We start from the raw sequence: 14,809 nt of genomic DNA, 5'->3' as shown, positions 1-14,809 counted from the left end.
CCGTAAGCGATCGTGTAATCTTTTTTGCAAAGATACGCTTTTTATTGCAGATGCTAACAGATGTGCGGATATGCAAGTTTCAAATGTGCAGATGCCCCAAATATCTCCTGTTATTTTTGTACATCTGTATCGATGGCAGATAGGCTCTCTGAACAAAGATGAGGTTATTTTTTTGACAACAATTAGGGCCAAGCAACTTGTCTTAAAATTAAGTTGTTTAACCAGCACAAATACTTTTTAAAGTAAAAAAAGTGTGCTAAAAATTTGTTAAAAAGTGTTAAAATGGCGTTAAAATTTAGTTAAAACGATCAAAACACAAGTCTTTTTACCCTGTTTTCGACTAAAAAAGTGTTAAAATTTAAGGTTTAAAAAGTTTTTAAGTAACCTGAAGAATAAATTAAGCGGTTGCTTTTTCGGGGTTGTTTTCGGATTTTTTATTAGACGATTTCCGGTCATTCAAAAATGATTGGATCAGTAACAGGCCTACCCCTATCATGATGGATACATCGGCCACGTTGAACACTCCGGTTTTAAACCAGGGATATTTGATGAGCATAAAATCGGTTACACTGCCATAAACCCAGCGATCGTACAGGTTACCCATGCCACCGGCAAGCACCAGGATAATGCCCAGCACGGTTAATTTGTGCAGATTGGTTTTGATAATGATATAAGCCAAGCCAAATAACAGTACTGCGGCCGGCACCAGCGTAAGCAGCATAAACCGCCATGGATTGCCCAGCGAATCGCCCAGACTTAAAAAGGCACCGGTATTTTCAACCCGGGTAATGAGGTAATGGGTATCACCCTTGAGGGGATAAAACTCCTGGTAGAGCAGAAAGTTATGACGTATATGATTCTTGAAAATTCTATCTAAACCGATATCAACAACCAGGATCAATAGTATCGCCAAAGCCCTCAAAACCCACTTTTTGTTCATTGATATAGTTTTATTGTAATAACGTTGCCGGTATAGTTAAATTATTTAGGAAGCTATTGCTTGGGCAGGGGATATTGGCCCATAAAACCTTTGTCGCGTTTGGTTTGCTCCCAGTTATTGGTGTAGGCTGCCAGCCAATAGTCGTACTTTTCAAAATCAAAATCAAGGGTGGTATATGGTTTTAAAAAAGTAGCGTCGACAGGCTCAAGCTGGTAGGTATCAAATATGGGATCGTCGGTATCAGCCTCAAAATAGTTTTGCAGGATTGATAGCTCAATAGGTGCAAGCTCAGCTTCGCCAGCTAAGGATTCATCGGCCTTGTTGAAGTACTTTATCTCCCGTTTTAACCATCCCGGCTGTTTGTTCTTTCCCATCTATACCAATTAAAAAGAGCCACCTGTTTTTAGGCAGATGGCTCTTTGATGAGTTGAATTATTTTTTGTAGAATTTAAAATTCTTACCGATGAATTTTGCATTGCTGCCCAATTCTTCTTCGATGCGTAATAACTGGTTGTATTTCGCGATCCTGTCTGAACGTGAAGCTGAACCGGTTTTGATCTGGCCGCAATTTAAGGCTACAGCAAGATCGGCGATTGTTGCATCTTCAGTTTCGCCAGAACGGTGGCTCATTACAGAAGTATAGCCATTAGTTTGAGCTAAACTTACCGCGTTGATAGTTTCGGTTAATGAACCTATCTGGTTTACTTTTACCAGGATGGAGTTAGCAATGCCTTCGGTGATACCTTTTTGTAAACGGGTTGTGTTGGTTACAAACAAATCATCACCTACTAACTGTACTTTAGCGCCTAATTTCTCGGTTAATAATTTCCAGCCAGCCCAATCATCTTCGTGCATACCATCTTCAATAGAAATTACAGGGTATTTAGATGCTAATTCGGCCAGATATTCTACCTGCTCGGCGCTGGTACGGATAGCACCTTTTTCGCCTTCAAATTTGGTGTAATCGTATTTACCATCTTTGTAAAACTCAGATGCGGCACAGTCAAACGCCAGGAAAATATCCTCACCGGCTTTGTAACCTGCTTTTTCAATAGCTTTTAAAACGGTTTCAACTGCATCTTCGGTGCTGTCAAAAGTTGGAGCAAAACCACCTTCGTCACCTACAGCGGTAGAAAGACCACGGTCATGCAGAATTTTTTTCAGGTTATGGAATACTTCGGTACCCCAACGTAATGCTTCAGAAAAAGATGGCGCGCCAACCGGCATGATCATAAATTCCTGGAACGCGATAGGCGCGTCAGAGTGCGAACCTCCATTGATGATGTTCATCATTGGGATAGGCAAAGTATTGGCATTAACACCACCAATGTAGCGGTATAAAGGCTGACGGCTTTCCTGAGCTGCTGCTTTGGCAACGGCCAAAGAAACACCTAAGATTGCGTTAGCGCCTAATTTGCCTTTGTTTTCGGTACCATCTATCTCGATCATAATGGCATCGATAGCATTTTGTTCAAAAACGTCAATGCCTTTTAACTCTGGGGCAATGATGTCATTTACGTTAGCAACGGCTTTTAAAACGCCTTTACCCATGTATTTTGATTTATCGTTATCGCGAAGTTCAACAGCCTCGTGCGCACCGGTTGATGCACCTGATGGTACAGCAGCACGGCCTAAAGCGCCATTCTCGGTTAAAACTTCTACCTCCACAGTGGGGTTACCGCGCGAATCTAAGATCTGGCGGGCGTGTACGTCAATTATTAAGCTCATAGTTTATTGTCAGATATTTGTAATTTGTAAACCGCGGGCTAAGTTAACAGCAAATTCAAGAAATCACAAAAAAGAGTTAAGATATTAGCGTTAAGCTTTCTTTAAGAATAAAGACAATACAAATAAGATCCTTGTTCTTTACTTCATAAGTCCGTACTACCTTTAATCCGTTGTTGTCGGTACATGCTCACGCTGACCAGCTCCTTTACGGCTGATACGATACATAACCATCAGTAAGATATTGTTTTTCCCGCTGCTTTGAGAAGCCGTGTAATTACGCTGATTAATCCAGCCTGCCTGCGCTATCCATGATCTGTCGAACTGGTAACCCAATGCTGCCGATATCCGGTTACGCTCGAAATTCGGCGCCTTATTATTGAAGAAGACTTCATCAAAAACAGATAGAAACCAGGTTTTAGCGACGATCTTGGTATTATTCAATGGAATAAACATATTCAATCTATACCGGAATCGGTTACGGTAATCGCCATTAACCCAGCGCTGTTCTATACGGTAACGATGTTCAAATTTAAGGCGATATAGGAACTGATTAACGGTCATTTGCTCCCATAACCTAAATTCATTGGTATTGGGGCCGCTGCCCAGATCAGCGTAATCATATGTATGGTATGTACCTGTACCCAACAAAGCGGTAAAGTCCTTATTGATGTCATAGCTTACACCGGCTTTGGCCTCGTAGTATTGAAATTGGCTTAACGGCCCATTGGTACGCACCTGCAGCTCGGAGTAGCCACCCCATTTATGGCTACTATCGCCAGGGAGCACAACCGTGGCAATTCCCCAGGTACCAACTTTAGAATCCTGGGCATGAGCACGAAAAGAATGTGCGGTTAGCAATACAAAAATTACAATTATAATAATAGGGGATTTCAACATCTTATGCGGGTTTATTACCGCAAAGATATTTCCACAATATTATCTCAATGTTAATTTTATAATAGTTAATGTTATGATAATGTTAAGCAATATCTTTCACCGCTCCCGAATCTTCATTTGCAGCGGGTAAGTCTTGTTTGGCTTCCTCAATTGTTATTGGGTAACCAAATAAATGCCTTTCTTTGATTATGGTAGCTACCTCAGCTGGTACATATTCTTCCCATCCGGTTGCTCCCTGCTTGATGAGCTGTAATACATTATCAGTCTCAACGTTCAGGTTATTTTCGTTATAGTGCCTGATATCTTCAATTTTATTATTGGCTATCAAGTATCTAAACAGGTCGATCAGATGTGGAGGCAGCGAAAATTTCAGACAATTCCAGATTATCCCATCACGTAAAGTGGGGTAAATGAATAGCTTTACTTTACGGCTAAACAAGGTGGCAAATGACTCGAGGATACCACCCGGCAAATCCTGATAGTGCTCTTCCGAAAAAATGTATTCCAGGTTGGGATAGCCTAATACTACACCCATTTTTAACTTGGTGATCTTGGATAGATAAGCTACCAGTTTATAATACTCATGAAAATTAGAGATCAAAACCGTTTGCCCAAGTGAACAAAGGATGTCCACACGGTCAAGAAAATCCTTTTCGTCGATCTCGGCATTAAGATCGGCATCCCTTTCCTTTAATGATTGCAGCGTAAGTTCGGTAACAACTATCACATTGCTTTTATCTACGTCGGGCTCCTGCAGAAATTGCTTAACTCCCTGGGTTAGCATATCGATGTGCACGTTGATAACCGGACGGAAACGACCGCGTATTACTACCGCATGTTTTTTATATAATGCCTCTGTAGGTTGCAGATTTTTACCATCAGGGCCAAATACGGCAGCATCTGAAAATCCAAACTTAACCAGGTGCAAACTCATTAAGCGATTATCTACTTTCTGAAAATCAGGGCCTTCAAAGCTGATCATATCTATCTGGATACGATCTCTTGACAGGTTATCTATCAGCGAAAGTAAAAACACAGGAGCTATTTCATGATAATAGAAACAGGCATAGATCAGGTTAACACCCAATATACCCGCCGCCTGCTGTTGCAGGATATTATCATTATCCAACAGCTTTACGTGGATCACTACATCGTTATATTCGCCGTTAGGCTCCAACTGGAAACGAACCCCCATCCAGCCGTGCCCTTCGTTTGTTTTATGATAGTTGAGGGCCGAAAAAGTATCTGAAAAAGCAAAAAAAGTTGTGGTATCACCACGCAACGCCGCCAAACGCTCAATCAGCAAGCCATACTCATGATCGAGCATGGATATTAAGCGCGATTCACTTACGTAGCGTCTTGTTTGCTGAACCCCATAAATAGCATCAGAAAAAATCATGTCATAGGCCGACATGGTTTTGGCGATTGTGCCCGACGAGGCTCCAGCTTTGAAAAAATTGGCAGCTACCTCCTGCCCTGCACCAATTTCGGCAAATGAACCATAAATTGCGGGGTCGAGGTTAATGGCAAGCGCTTTTTGTTTTGTCCCAATATCCTTATTATGAACGATATTCATAAGCTACGATTATTTATAGTTTACTGCTGCCAGTATGATGATCTGAAATACAGCTCAAAAATACGATTTTTTAAAGAATACAGCGGAAAATTGATAAACAAAGCAAGAAATCGACTTTCATTTTTCGGTTTTGGGATTTTACATTAAGCAGGGATTATCACTATGTTAACGCGCCCTCTTTTATTCCCATTTAAAGGTTTTAACCGCAACCGCATATATAATCACAAACCATATTAGCAGTATAAACAACTGATGGGTAACATCGCCTAAGCCGGCGCCTTCAAAGGCAACCTTACGCATTGCGTTGTTCAGGTGTGTTAACGGCAGCACATTACTTATTCCCTGCAACCATTTAGGAAAAGCCGTAACCGAAAAGAATGTGCCGGATAACAAGAATTGCGGTAACGTTATAATGTTAGATAAAGGGGGCACCGTACTTTCGTTTTTGGCGATACCCGATATGGTAAAACCGAAACCCATAAAAATAATGAGCCCAATGGCCGAGAGCACCAGCATATTGAGCACCGTAGTTACGCCATGCACCAGGGTAAAGCCAAACATGTAGTGACCAACTAAAATAATGAATAGAGAGCCTAATAAAGAGAAGGTCATCCTGGCCAAAGCTTCACCCAGCACAATGCTGTAGCGTTTAACTGGTGTGGCAAAAAAACGCTTGATCACCAGCGTTAAGCGCAGACTTAGAAACACGAATGCCGTACCAAAAACACCGCTGCTCAACAAAGAGAAGCCTAATTGTCCGGGCAATATAAAATCAATGTATTTATACTCACGTCCTTGTATAGTGGTTTCCCTGATCTCGGCTACCGGCGGGGTATTGATCTGTGCATTATTATTGATATTGTAATAAATATTGCTGAGCACCGACCGCAGGATATTCCCCTTTTCGGCTGATGCCTTAGTATACTCTACATTTACCGTAAATGGCGGCCTGGTATTGTTTTTTTGTATGTTGATAATAGCATCGATACTCCCTTTTGAAAGGTTTGTATTCATCTCTTCGGTGGATTGATCCTTTATCAGATGAACCACCTTTACGTTTTTTAATGCCTGATAAACCGGACTAAGCGTATCGCAGCTTTTAGCTACGCCCACATCAACCGTAACGCCGCCGCCGCCAATGTTGGCAAAAACTATAATAAATATCAAAGGGAAAGCCAAGGTAAATACCACAGCCGAGGGGCTGCGCAGTATCGACCGGAAACTGGCTTTGGCTATAGCCAGTGTTGCTTTTGTATTGCTGTATGGTTTTGGGTTCATTGGTTCAATTGTTCATTAGTTCATTAGGAATTGTCATTCGGTCATCCTGGGATTTGCGAACTGTAAACTGCCAGCTGCGTCTACTGGCTCCCCCTTCGGGGGGCTGGGGGGCTATCCCTCCCGCCACTCCTTACCGGTGAGATTTATAAATACATCCTCCAGGTTGGCCAGTTTTACCTGCTTCTTGCGTTCAAAGCCAGAGGCTACCAGTTGATCAATAAAATGATCGGGGGTATCGATACCGATGATATAGCCACCATCAACAAAGGCTACCCTATCGCACAATACTTCGGCTTCATCCATATAGTGGGTAGTGATCACAACGGTTGTACCCTGGTCACGGATTTCCCGGATCAGATCCCATAGATTGCGGCGGGCCTGTGGGTCTAAACCGGTTGTAGGCTCGTCTAAGAAAATGATCCTGGGGTTATTGATAAGCGTGGTAGCTATGGAGAATCGTTGCTTCTGCCCGCCGGATAAGTCTTTATATTTTGCTTTGGCCTTATCCGTTAGCGCTACTTTTTCGAGCATTTCCATAGGGCTTTTATCAATGCCATATAAGCCGGAAAACAGGGTGATCAATTCCGACAGGTTTAAATTGGGATAATAACCTGCAGCCTGCAATTGTACGCCAATACGTTTTTTAATACTGTCGGTATCGGTTTCTATATCAAAGCCATCAACAATGATGCGGCCTGATGTTTTTTCGCGCAGGGTTTCAATAATTTCCAGGGTAGTGGTTTTACCGGCGCCGTTTGGGCCCAACAAACCAAAAATTTCGCCCTCATATACTTCAAAACTAATGCCTTTTACGGCTGCAAAATCTCCATAGTTTTTTACCAGGTCGTTTACAGTGATGATGGGTTGTTTTGTCATAGGGTAAAAATGCATTACTATAATGAAATAACCATGAGTTTTATTCGTATTACAGAATTTTTACGAAACACTCAGGCTATTAAAAGCAAGTTTTATTTATTATTCTTTTTTAGTTCACTTTCAGATTTGAGTACTTTATTGCCATTTTCCTGTTCAATTTCATAAGCAGGCTCATCTTTACTGGCATTACGCTTTACTTTTGCGCCCTTTATAGTTTTAGTAACGGATTTTTCATGCTCCTTCACTATTTTGCCTTCGGCGGTTGATTTGCCCCACTTCCAGCTTACGGTATCTCCCTTTTTCATCATGTTGAATATTTATATATATCAACAAGATATACCGGTTAATGATTTGATAATCAATATTATTTTATCAGGTGACCAATAGAGTGCCATAGTGCTTCGGCGTAAACTAAAGCTTTCATGATCAAATGCATAATTTGTATGGCAAGTAACGTTTTCATGATGTGGTGATTTTATGGTTCAAATGTGCTAACAGAATATGTTTTTGAGTAGTGCTTTTAGGTAAAGGCGGCTAAACTTCCGGTAAACGGCGGAAAATCACCGATGAACGAAAAAGCTTTAACCGGTTATGGAATGCCTTTATTTCAGGTAAATAAATTAGCTACTAGTTGCGTGAACAAGGGAGAATGTTCCTGCAGATAAACGATCAATGATATAATAGGTGCGGATAAAATTTTCATAGCAATATTGTTTTTTCTTCAAAATTGCTGTGTGGAAGTTACACCCGCCAAAGCTTTTTGACCAGGTGCGGGAAAATCTCGGTGAACGGCAGAAAATTACGGGTCGATATTTTCGCCGATAATCAAAAAGCCGGGCTAACCCGGCTTTTTGATGCGTTAGCAGATTTTATTATTTACAAGTTTTGTTGCAATTGCCAGAGCTTTTGCAAACGTTACTGCAATAATCCATGCAGATATTTTTATCACAGGTTTTTGAACATTTAGTGCAATGGTTCATTTTACTGTTGCAGCATGGTGTATTAGCGTTAGCGATTGATGTGGTACCCAAAGATGAGATCATCACTATAGCGATGAAAAGAAACTTTTTCATGATTTGATTTTTTAAATTGTTTAATAATAAAAATTTAACCTAAACGGATAAGGTAAAGGCAGACGGGATCATATTATTAAACTTTTGGAGGGCGCCAGGATGACGATGAATAAGCAGACAAGCTTCCCGAAAGGTAAGGTGTAATGGATTGTTCCTTCAAAACCGGAACAATTGAATTTACAGTTACCCGCTCTACGTACAAAAATCCGCAAGTATTACAGGATAGCATGGTGTTGCACATCCCCGCACCGCAATCGTCTTTTTGCTGGTGTTCGCAGGATTGGCTTTGGGCTGTTTTGTGGCAGCATTTTTCAAGCATACCCCTACCGTTAGCCTTTACTGTAAAAACAGAAACAAAGACCATACAAATAACCAAAAGGAGCGCTGTTGCTTTCACTATTTCAAAGAACGGTACTTTTTCAATTAAATTACAAGCCCATTTATCAGACAAGTGTCATATCGTTTGTTGGTATCCTGAACCTAAAACTGTATCATTGAGTAATGAAACGTTTTTTATCAAACCTCACCGTCCAGGTACTTATCGCAATTGCTTTGGGCATTATCGTAGGACTGAATTTTAAACAATTCGGACCTACGGCCGAGATGATCAGCAAAATGTTTATCAGCCTGATCACGATGCTGATAGCCCCTATCATATTTTTCACCATTGTACTTGGTATAGCCGGTATGAGCGATATGAAAAAAGTAGGCCGTGTAGGTGGCAAGGCCTTACTCTATTTCGAGGTAGTGACCACTTTTGCCCTCATCATTGGGGTTACCGTGGCTAACCTTCTTAAACCAGGCGCAGGCTTTGTGCGGCAAGGCCCTGTTGATTCCAGTAAGCTTGTTGTGTATGAGAAGGCTGCTTCTGAAATGCACTGGGGCGATTTCTTCGCGCATATTATACCATCCAACGCTTTTGAAGCCTTTGCCAAAGGCGATATTTTGCAGATCCTGTTTTTTGCAGTACTGTTTGGTTATGGCCTTAGCCTGATGGGCGAAAGCGGACAACCTGTAATACAACTATTTGATAAGTTGTCAAAAGTATTCTTCAATGTAATGAAGATAGTAATGAAGGTGGCCCCTATCGGCGCTTTCGGGGGTATGGCCTTTACCATCAGCAAATATGGTTTAAAAACGTTAAAACCCCTGGCTTTGCTCATGGGTTCGGTTTACCTCACCATGTTCCTGTTTATTTTTGTGGTGCTTAACCTCATTTGTTACCTGTTTAAATTTAGCCTTTGGAAATACCTGAAACACATTAAAGAGGAGATCCTGATAGTACTGGGAACATCCTCTTCTGAGTCGGCCTTGCCTGGTATGATGAATAAGATGGAAACTTTCGGCTGCTCCAAATCGGTAGTGGGCTTGGTGATCCCTACCGGGTATTCTTTTAACCTGGATGGCACTACCATATACCTCTCCATGTGTGTTATATTCCTGGCGCAGGTTTTCAATATTCCTTTGTCCTTATTCCAGGAACTCACCATCATAGGCATCCTGATGGTGACCTCTAAAGGCGCGGCAGGTGTTACCGGCAGTGGTTTTATAGTATTGACCAGTACCCTCACAGCCATCAAAGTAATCCCGGTGGAGGGGGTAGCGATCCTACTTGGGGTCGACAGGTTTATGTCCGAAGCACGGGCCATCACCAACGTGATCGGCAATGGGGTAGCTACCATTGTAATAGCCAAGAGTGAGAAAGAATTTACACCACAACCGGATAAAAATGAGGACGATGACGGTACCGTTGATTTTATAAAAGGAGCCGGAAAGTTTTTAACTACTTTCCGGGGTGGTAATTAGAACAGATGATGCCAGAAACTTTTTAAACCTTAAATTTTAACACTTTTCTGGCCAAAATCGCATAAAAATCACTCAAAAATTGTTCAAAAATCCTCGTTTTAACACTTTTTAACAAATTTCAAGGCCATTTTGAGCGGTTTTTAAAACTTTAAAAAGTTTTAATTTATTGATTATCAAATAGCTATATAAAAATTAGTCAATTTTTGACGTGTTTTGGTCTTAACTGAAACGGCCCGTTACTCCTTTACCTGGAGAAACGGACCGTGACATTTTTAAAGATACAAAAATTTAGCGGTAGAAGCAATTATCGGGCAAAATCAAAAAGCTTCCCGGCATTAAACATTTGCCAAATAAAGCTGTCATGCTGAGCGCCGTCGAAGCATGGGTGGGCAGGCCTTTGCGCTCTACCCTTCGACGGCGCTCAGGGTGACACCTTTTACCTTTGTCCTTTCCCCTCTTTACTAATTACAAATCACCTTCAATTTCTTCGTCATATCGGGGTTCAATGGCTCATTGGTTTGGGCCAGGCGCTGGGCGCCAACGTTGGCGGGGCAGGCTATACCATTGGGACCGTCATAGATCAGTCCGGGTTTGGTATCTACCAGTTCTTTGGGCACATAAATCTGTACGGTGGTGCGCGAGTAACCATGCGGAATAAACCGAATATAATAACCATCGGGGTGTAATGACCATATGCCCGATGGAACTTCCGGATCGGGCTGCGGAGCCAATCCGGCAATCATGGCATATTTCTCCATTTGCTCATACGAGGCGTTGCCTGATGCCGCCAGCTGACGGATATTATTTTCGGCCTCAAAAACGCTTTGCGCAGCGGGTGGCAGCTGATCTTTGGCCTTGGCCATTACGCTGGCAGGCAATACGCCTAAAGCGCCGCCTTCCAGCATCAGCAATTCGTTGGGCGAAAGCAGCGTGGTGGCCGTAAGTTTAATATCGGTACCAAAATCAACAAACCGGGTACGCGCTATGATTGCCCATAACAATACCTGGATGCTGTGCTGGTTAACTTCCGGATGTTTTTCGGCATGTTTCAGTATCAGGATCACCACATCGCGTTTGGGGCCAAGCACCGGGGCAAGCATATAGCCATCACCGCTGCTGGGGCCGCGTGTACCGGCGTGCAGACAATAGCTTTTACAGGTCATTTCATAAAAACCGGCGCAAAGCTTATAAGCGCCTTCGGGTGTTTTGGGTAAAAGATACAGGGGCTCGGGTGTTTGCCCGTCCATAAATGATGGCGGTTTCGACCCTGTTTTGTTCACGTCTTTAAAACTGGTGGTGATAGCCTGGGGTTGTTTCAGGATCTTGTTTAAACCGCCTCCAGAGGCCATTTCGGTGCCTTTGTCCAGCAGTTTTTTTCCTAAGCCGCCAAATTGGGCCTGCGCGGCGGTGATACAGGAAATACAGGCTACAAGTAATGTGATCAGGTTTTTGTTTATTTTTTTCATAGTGTTAAGGGGTGTAACGTGCGACTAATTTAATTAAAATGATAGGGACTATCAGACTCTCTTAAACAAGTTGTTTGTGATAACCTAAAAGTCAACTTTTTGTTCATACTTGTAAATAGTTTTGTAAAACTTCGTAGAAAAGCTTGCATTGTCAATAACACCAGCGATATCGTATATTAGTATTTATCAAATTCTATCAAAACATGCAAGGAACTAAGCTTAACAATATAGCCTATAAGGTTGTTACTATCATAATCTGTCTGTTTTTACTTATTGGTGGTTTGGGCTTTGGTCTCCAACATCTATATATTAAGTGTTTGATAGGGCTCTTATCTGCTTTACTCATGGGTGTGCTCATATTTCGCCGTGCCTCTGTTAAGCATTGGGTACTCACATTATTATTGCCTTGTATCTCGGCTTTTATCATCGGGATGCTTAAGTAAGCACTTATATAACTTTAAACGCTTATAACCATCCTAAGCAAGCTCTTTCTGATAACCCAAAAGTCAACTTTATGTTAACAAATAAAATTATTACAGCATTAGCAGTTAGGGCGGCTAAATTTAATTTGACTTTATTGTCAATAACTTTAGCTTTGCCGTACTAAACGAAAAAAGCCAATGAGTGTTCTCGTAAATAAAAATTCTAAAGTTATTGTACAGGGTTTCACAGGTAAAGAAGGTACTTACCATGCGGAGCAAATGATTGCTTATGGTACCCAATTGGTTGGGGGTGTTACACCGGGTAAAGGCGGTCAGCAACATCTGGACAGACCGGTTTTCAATACTGTTAAAGACGCGGTTACTGCTACAGGTGCCGATGTATCTATCATTTTTGTACCTCCGGCTTTTGGTGCGGATGCCATTATGGAAGCTGCCGAAGCTGGTATTAAAGTTATTGTTTGTATCACCGAAGGTATCCCTACAAAGGATATGATCGAGGTAAAAGAATATTTAACCGATAAGGATGCACGCCTTATTGGCCCTAACTGCCCGGGCATTATTACTGCAGACGAAAGCAAAATTGGTATTATGCCTGGCTTTATCTTCAAAAAAGGTAATGTGGGTGTAGTTTCAAAATCAGGCACTTTAACTTACGAGGCAGTTGACCAGGTGGTTAAAGCCGGTTTAGGTATCACTACCGCTATTGGTATTGGTGGCGACCCGATCATCGGTACACCTACCAAAGAAGCTGTTGAATTGTTAATGAACGATCCGGACACACACGGTATCATCATGATAGGCGAAATTGGCGGCGGCATGGAAGCCGAAGCTGCCCGCTGGATCAAAGCCAATGGTACAAAACCTGTAGTAGGTTTCATTGCTGGCCAAACAGCGCCTCCTGGACGCCGTATGGGCCACGCAGGTGCTATTGTTGGCGGTGCCGATGATACTGCTGCTGCCAAAATGAAAATTATGGCCGAATGCGGTATCCGCGTAGTAGCATCTCCTGCCGAAATTGGCGCTGCCATGGCAGAAGAACTGGCTAAATTATAAGGCCCCCGGCCCCCTAAAGGGGGAGGTTGGAAAACATATTAAAAAAATCCCGGTCAAGGTTTGGCCGGGATTTTTTTGTGGGCAATTTCACCAATACGTCATTGCGAGGAGGAACGACGTGGCAATCCCCGATATGCAGGTTCACTCTGTAAGTAGGGGATTGCCACGCTGCGCTCGCAATGACGCGTAGAGAGAGAAAACCGCTCTTCTTTCCAGCCAAAGCCCTCTTGCGCTCGTTTGCAACAAGTGCTTAACATGGGTTTGCGTTTTAAACGCAAGGGCGATGCAATCGCTTAACCACAATAAGCACTCGTTGCAAACGAGCGCAAGTAGGTGTGTCTCTACAACAATAATCCGTAGAGACACATCGCATGTATCTCCCACTACCTTCCGGCTTGCATTCCTGTTTGATTTTCGTACGTTTCGGTTTGATTTTCGTTAGCCTCCGGCCTCTTGGCTACGGTATCTTTGTGCTGCATGAAACACTAATGAATAAATTTGTGTAGTAACAATATCAAAGACATCATTTTATGGAAATTAAACGCAGCGGCTCACAACCATCGGGCAAAGGCCCGGCAGAATATTTTACCGGAACGGTACGTATAGACCCCCTTTTCAATCCGCCAGACCCCGCACGCGTAGCCATGGCGCTGGTTACTTTTGAGCCGGGTGCCCGCACGGCATGGCACACACACCCGCTTGGCCAAACGCTTATTATTACTGCTGGCAGCGGCTGGGTACAGCGCGAAGGCGGACCGATAGAGAACGTTCACCCCGGAGATGTAGTTTGGTTTGCTCCCGACGAAAAACATTGGCACGGCGCTACAGCCACTACCGCACTGAGCCACATCGCCATCCAGGAAAAGCACAATGGTTCGCCGGTTGACTGGATGGAGCAGGTGACAGACGAACAATATAATAATCAATAAAACAAAGAAGATGAAGCGTGTTATTTCGAAACCGAGCGTAGGACTAATACCTATGGTTATGTTTTTTATGCTGATGCTGTTTTCATTCAGTAACGTCATAGCGCAAAATAAGGATCAGGTGGTACGGATAGCCAAACTACAGATAGATCCTGCTCAACTGGAAAACTACAAGGCAGCATTGAAGGAACATGCCGAAGTAGCTGTACGTGTAGAACCCGGGGTAATAACCTTATATGCTGTGGCCGAAAAAAATAACCCCGCCCATATCACGGTTTTTGAAATATATGCTAACGCCGAAGCATACCAGGCCCATTTGCAAACAGCTCATTTTAAAAAATACAAGAGCACCACAAATGATATGGTCAAATCGCTCGAATTGATTGATGTTGAGCCGATAGCTTTGGAAAGTAAAACGAAACAATAGTATTTAAAAGCCGTAAGTTCAAGTGTCTTCACTTGAACTTATATCAGGTGAGCGTCGACGCTCACCTATTGCCTATTTAAGCGTGGACGCTTAAATAGGCAGAGTGTGTTATTGAACATTTGAACACACCCAAAGTCATGGTGCAGAACCGACTCACCTTTGGTTTTAAGATAGTTCTATTTAGTACTAGTTGTTATTGTTGAAATGGGGGGTGCAGGGGGGGGTTAAGAACTAAATACTTTGTGGAAAACGTTAAGATAAAAGGCAGGGTGAACTTATCGACTCACTAGCTTATAAGAGAGCTTGTCCGGGTATCAGTC

Annotated in this window: 14 protein-coding genes; 5 read left to right on the top strand and 9 right to left on the bottom strand. The window is 42.5% G+C overall.

Features of this window, described 5'->3' with window-relative positions; all coding sequences use genetic code 11:
- Positions 1-397: 397 nt before the first annotated feature.
- The 8 genes from lspA to FHW89_RS20535 all read right to left on the bottom strand — a co-directional run bounded on the left by lspA (position 398) and on the right by FHW89_RS20535 (position 7,603).
- Complete coding sequence (lspA, locus tag FHW89_RS20570) at positions 398-940, bottom strand: signal peptidase II (RefSeq protein WP_172336939.1); 543 nt, start codon at positions 938-940, stop codon at positions 398-400.
- 53 nt (positions 941-993) lie between these two features.
- Positions 994-1,314: a hypothetical protein gene (locus tag FHW89_RS20565; protein WP_172336938.1), complete on the bottom strand. Its 321-nt coding sequence runs from the start codon at positions 1,312-1,314 to the stop codon at positions 994-996.
- Positions 1,315-1,372: 58 nt separating this feature from the next.
- A complete protein-coding gene (gene eno / locus FHW89_RS20560) occupies positions 1,373-2,668 on the bottom strand; it encodes a phosphopyruvate hydratase (protein WP_166095758.1) in 1,296 nt (431 codons plus the stop codon).
- Positions 2,669-2,830: 162 nt separating this feature from the next.
- Positions 2,831-3,565 carry a DUF2490 domain-containing protein gene (locus tag FHW89_RS20555; protein WP_172336937.1) on the bottom strand — a complete coding sequence of 245 codons (735 nt, stop codon included), beginning with the start codon at positions 3,563-3,565 and terminating at the stop codon, positions 2,831-2,833.
- An 82-nt stretch (positions 3,566-3,647) separates the two neighbouring features.
- The gene (locus FHW89_RS20550; RefSeq protein ID WP_172336936.1) at positions 3,648-5,141 is read right to left on the bottom strand and encodes a TonB-dependent receptor; all 1,494 of its coding nucleotides are present in this window, start codon (positions 5,139-5,141) and stop codon (positions 3,648-3,650) included.
- A gap of 180 nt (positions 5,142-5,321) precedes the next feature.
- Positions 5,322-6,419 carry an ABC transporter permease gene (locus FHW89_RS20545; RefSeq protein WP_172336935.1) on the bottom strand — a complete coding sequence of 366 codons (1,098 nt, stop codon included), beginning with the start codon at positions 6,417-6,419 and terminating at the stop codon, positions 5,322-5,324.
- A gap of 111 nt (positions 6,420-6,530) precedes the next feature.
- Positions 6,531-7,295 (bottom strand): ABC transporter ATP-binding protein, encoded by a 765-nt coding sequence (locus FHW89_RS20540; RefSeq protein ID WP_076377317.1) that lies wholly within the window; start codon positions 7,293-7,295, stop codon positions 6,531-6,533.
- Positions 7,296-7,387: 92 nt separating this feature from the next.
- Positions 7,388-7,603 (bottom strand): DUF2945 domain-containing protein, encoded by a 216-nt coding sequence (locus FHW89_RS20535; RefSeq protein WP_216650645.1) that lies wholly within the window; start codon positions 7,601-7,603, stop codon positions 7,388-7,390.
- 622 nt (positions 7,604-8,225) lie between these two features.
- Between FHW89_RS20535 and FHW89_RS20530 the strand changes: the two genes are divergently transcribed.
- Together FHW89_RS20530 and FHW89_RS20525 are read left to right on the top strand one after the other, a co-directional pair.
- On the top strand, positions 8,226-8,375 hold the full coding sequence (locus FHW89_RS20530) for a hypothetical protein (RefSeq protein WP_172336934.1): 150 nt from the start codon (positions 8,226-8,228) through the stop codon (positions 8,373-8,375).
- A gap of 494 nt (positions 8,376-8,869) precedes the next feature.
- Complete coding sequence (locus FHW89_RS20525) at positions 8,870-10,174, top strand: dicarboxylate/amino acid:cation symporter (protein WP_172336933.1); 1,305 nt, start codon at positions 8,870-8,872, stop codon at positions 10,172-10,174.
- Positions 10,175-10,635: 461 nt separating this feature from the next.
- On the opposite strand, the gene FHW89_RS20520 is transcribed toward FHW89_RS20525, so the two are convergent.
- Positions 10,636-11,640, bottom strand: a complete 1,005-nt coding sequence (locus FHW89_RS20520; RefSeq protein ID WP_172336932.1) for a hypothetical protein — start codon at positions 11,638-11,640, stop codon at positions 10,636-10,638.
- A 620-nt stretch (positions 11,641-12,260) separates the two neighbouring features.
- On the opposite strand from FHW89_RS20520, the gene sucD reads away from it, so the two are divergent.
- The 3 genes from sucD (at position 12,261) to FHW89_RS20505 (ending at position 14,489) form a co-directional block, all read left to right on the top strand.
- Positions 12,261-13,136 (top strand): succinate--CoA ligase subunit alpha, encoded by an 876-nt coding sequence (gene sucD, locus FHW89_RS20515; RefSeq protein WP_172336931.1) that lies wholly within the window; start codon positions 12,261-12,263, stop codon positions 13,134-13,136.
- 530 nt (positions 13,137-13,666) lie between these two features.
- The gene (locus FHW89_RS20510; RefSeq protein WP_172336930.1) at positions 13,667-14,065 is read left to right on the top strand and encodes a cupin domain-containing protein; all 399 of its coding nucleotides are present in this window, start codon (positions 13,667-13,669) and stop codon (positions 14,063-14,065) included.
- 52 nt (positions 14,066-14,117) lie between these two features.
- Positions 14,118-14,489 carry a putative quinol monooxygenase gene (locus FHW89_RS20505; protein ID WP_216650644.1) on the top strand — a complete coding sequence of 124 codons (372 nt, stop codon included), beginning with the start codon at positions 14,118-14,120 and terminating at the stop codon, positions 14,487-14,489.
- Positions 14,490-14,809: the final 320 nt, after the last annotated feature.

The organism is Mucilaginibacter sp. SG564 (genome assembly GCF_013149275.1).
In the GTDB taxonomy this organism is placed as follows: domain Bacteria; phylum Bacteroidota; class Bacteroidia; order Sphingobacteriales; family Sphingobacteriaceae; genus Mucilaginibacter.
This window is presented reverse-complemented; position numbering and strand designations above follow the sequence as displayed.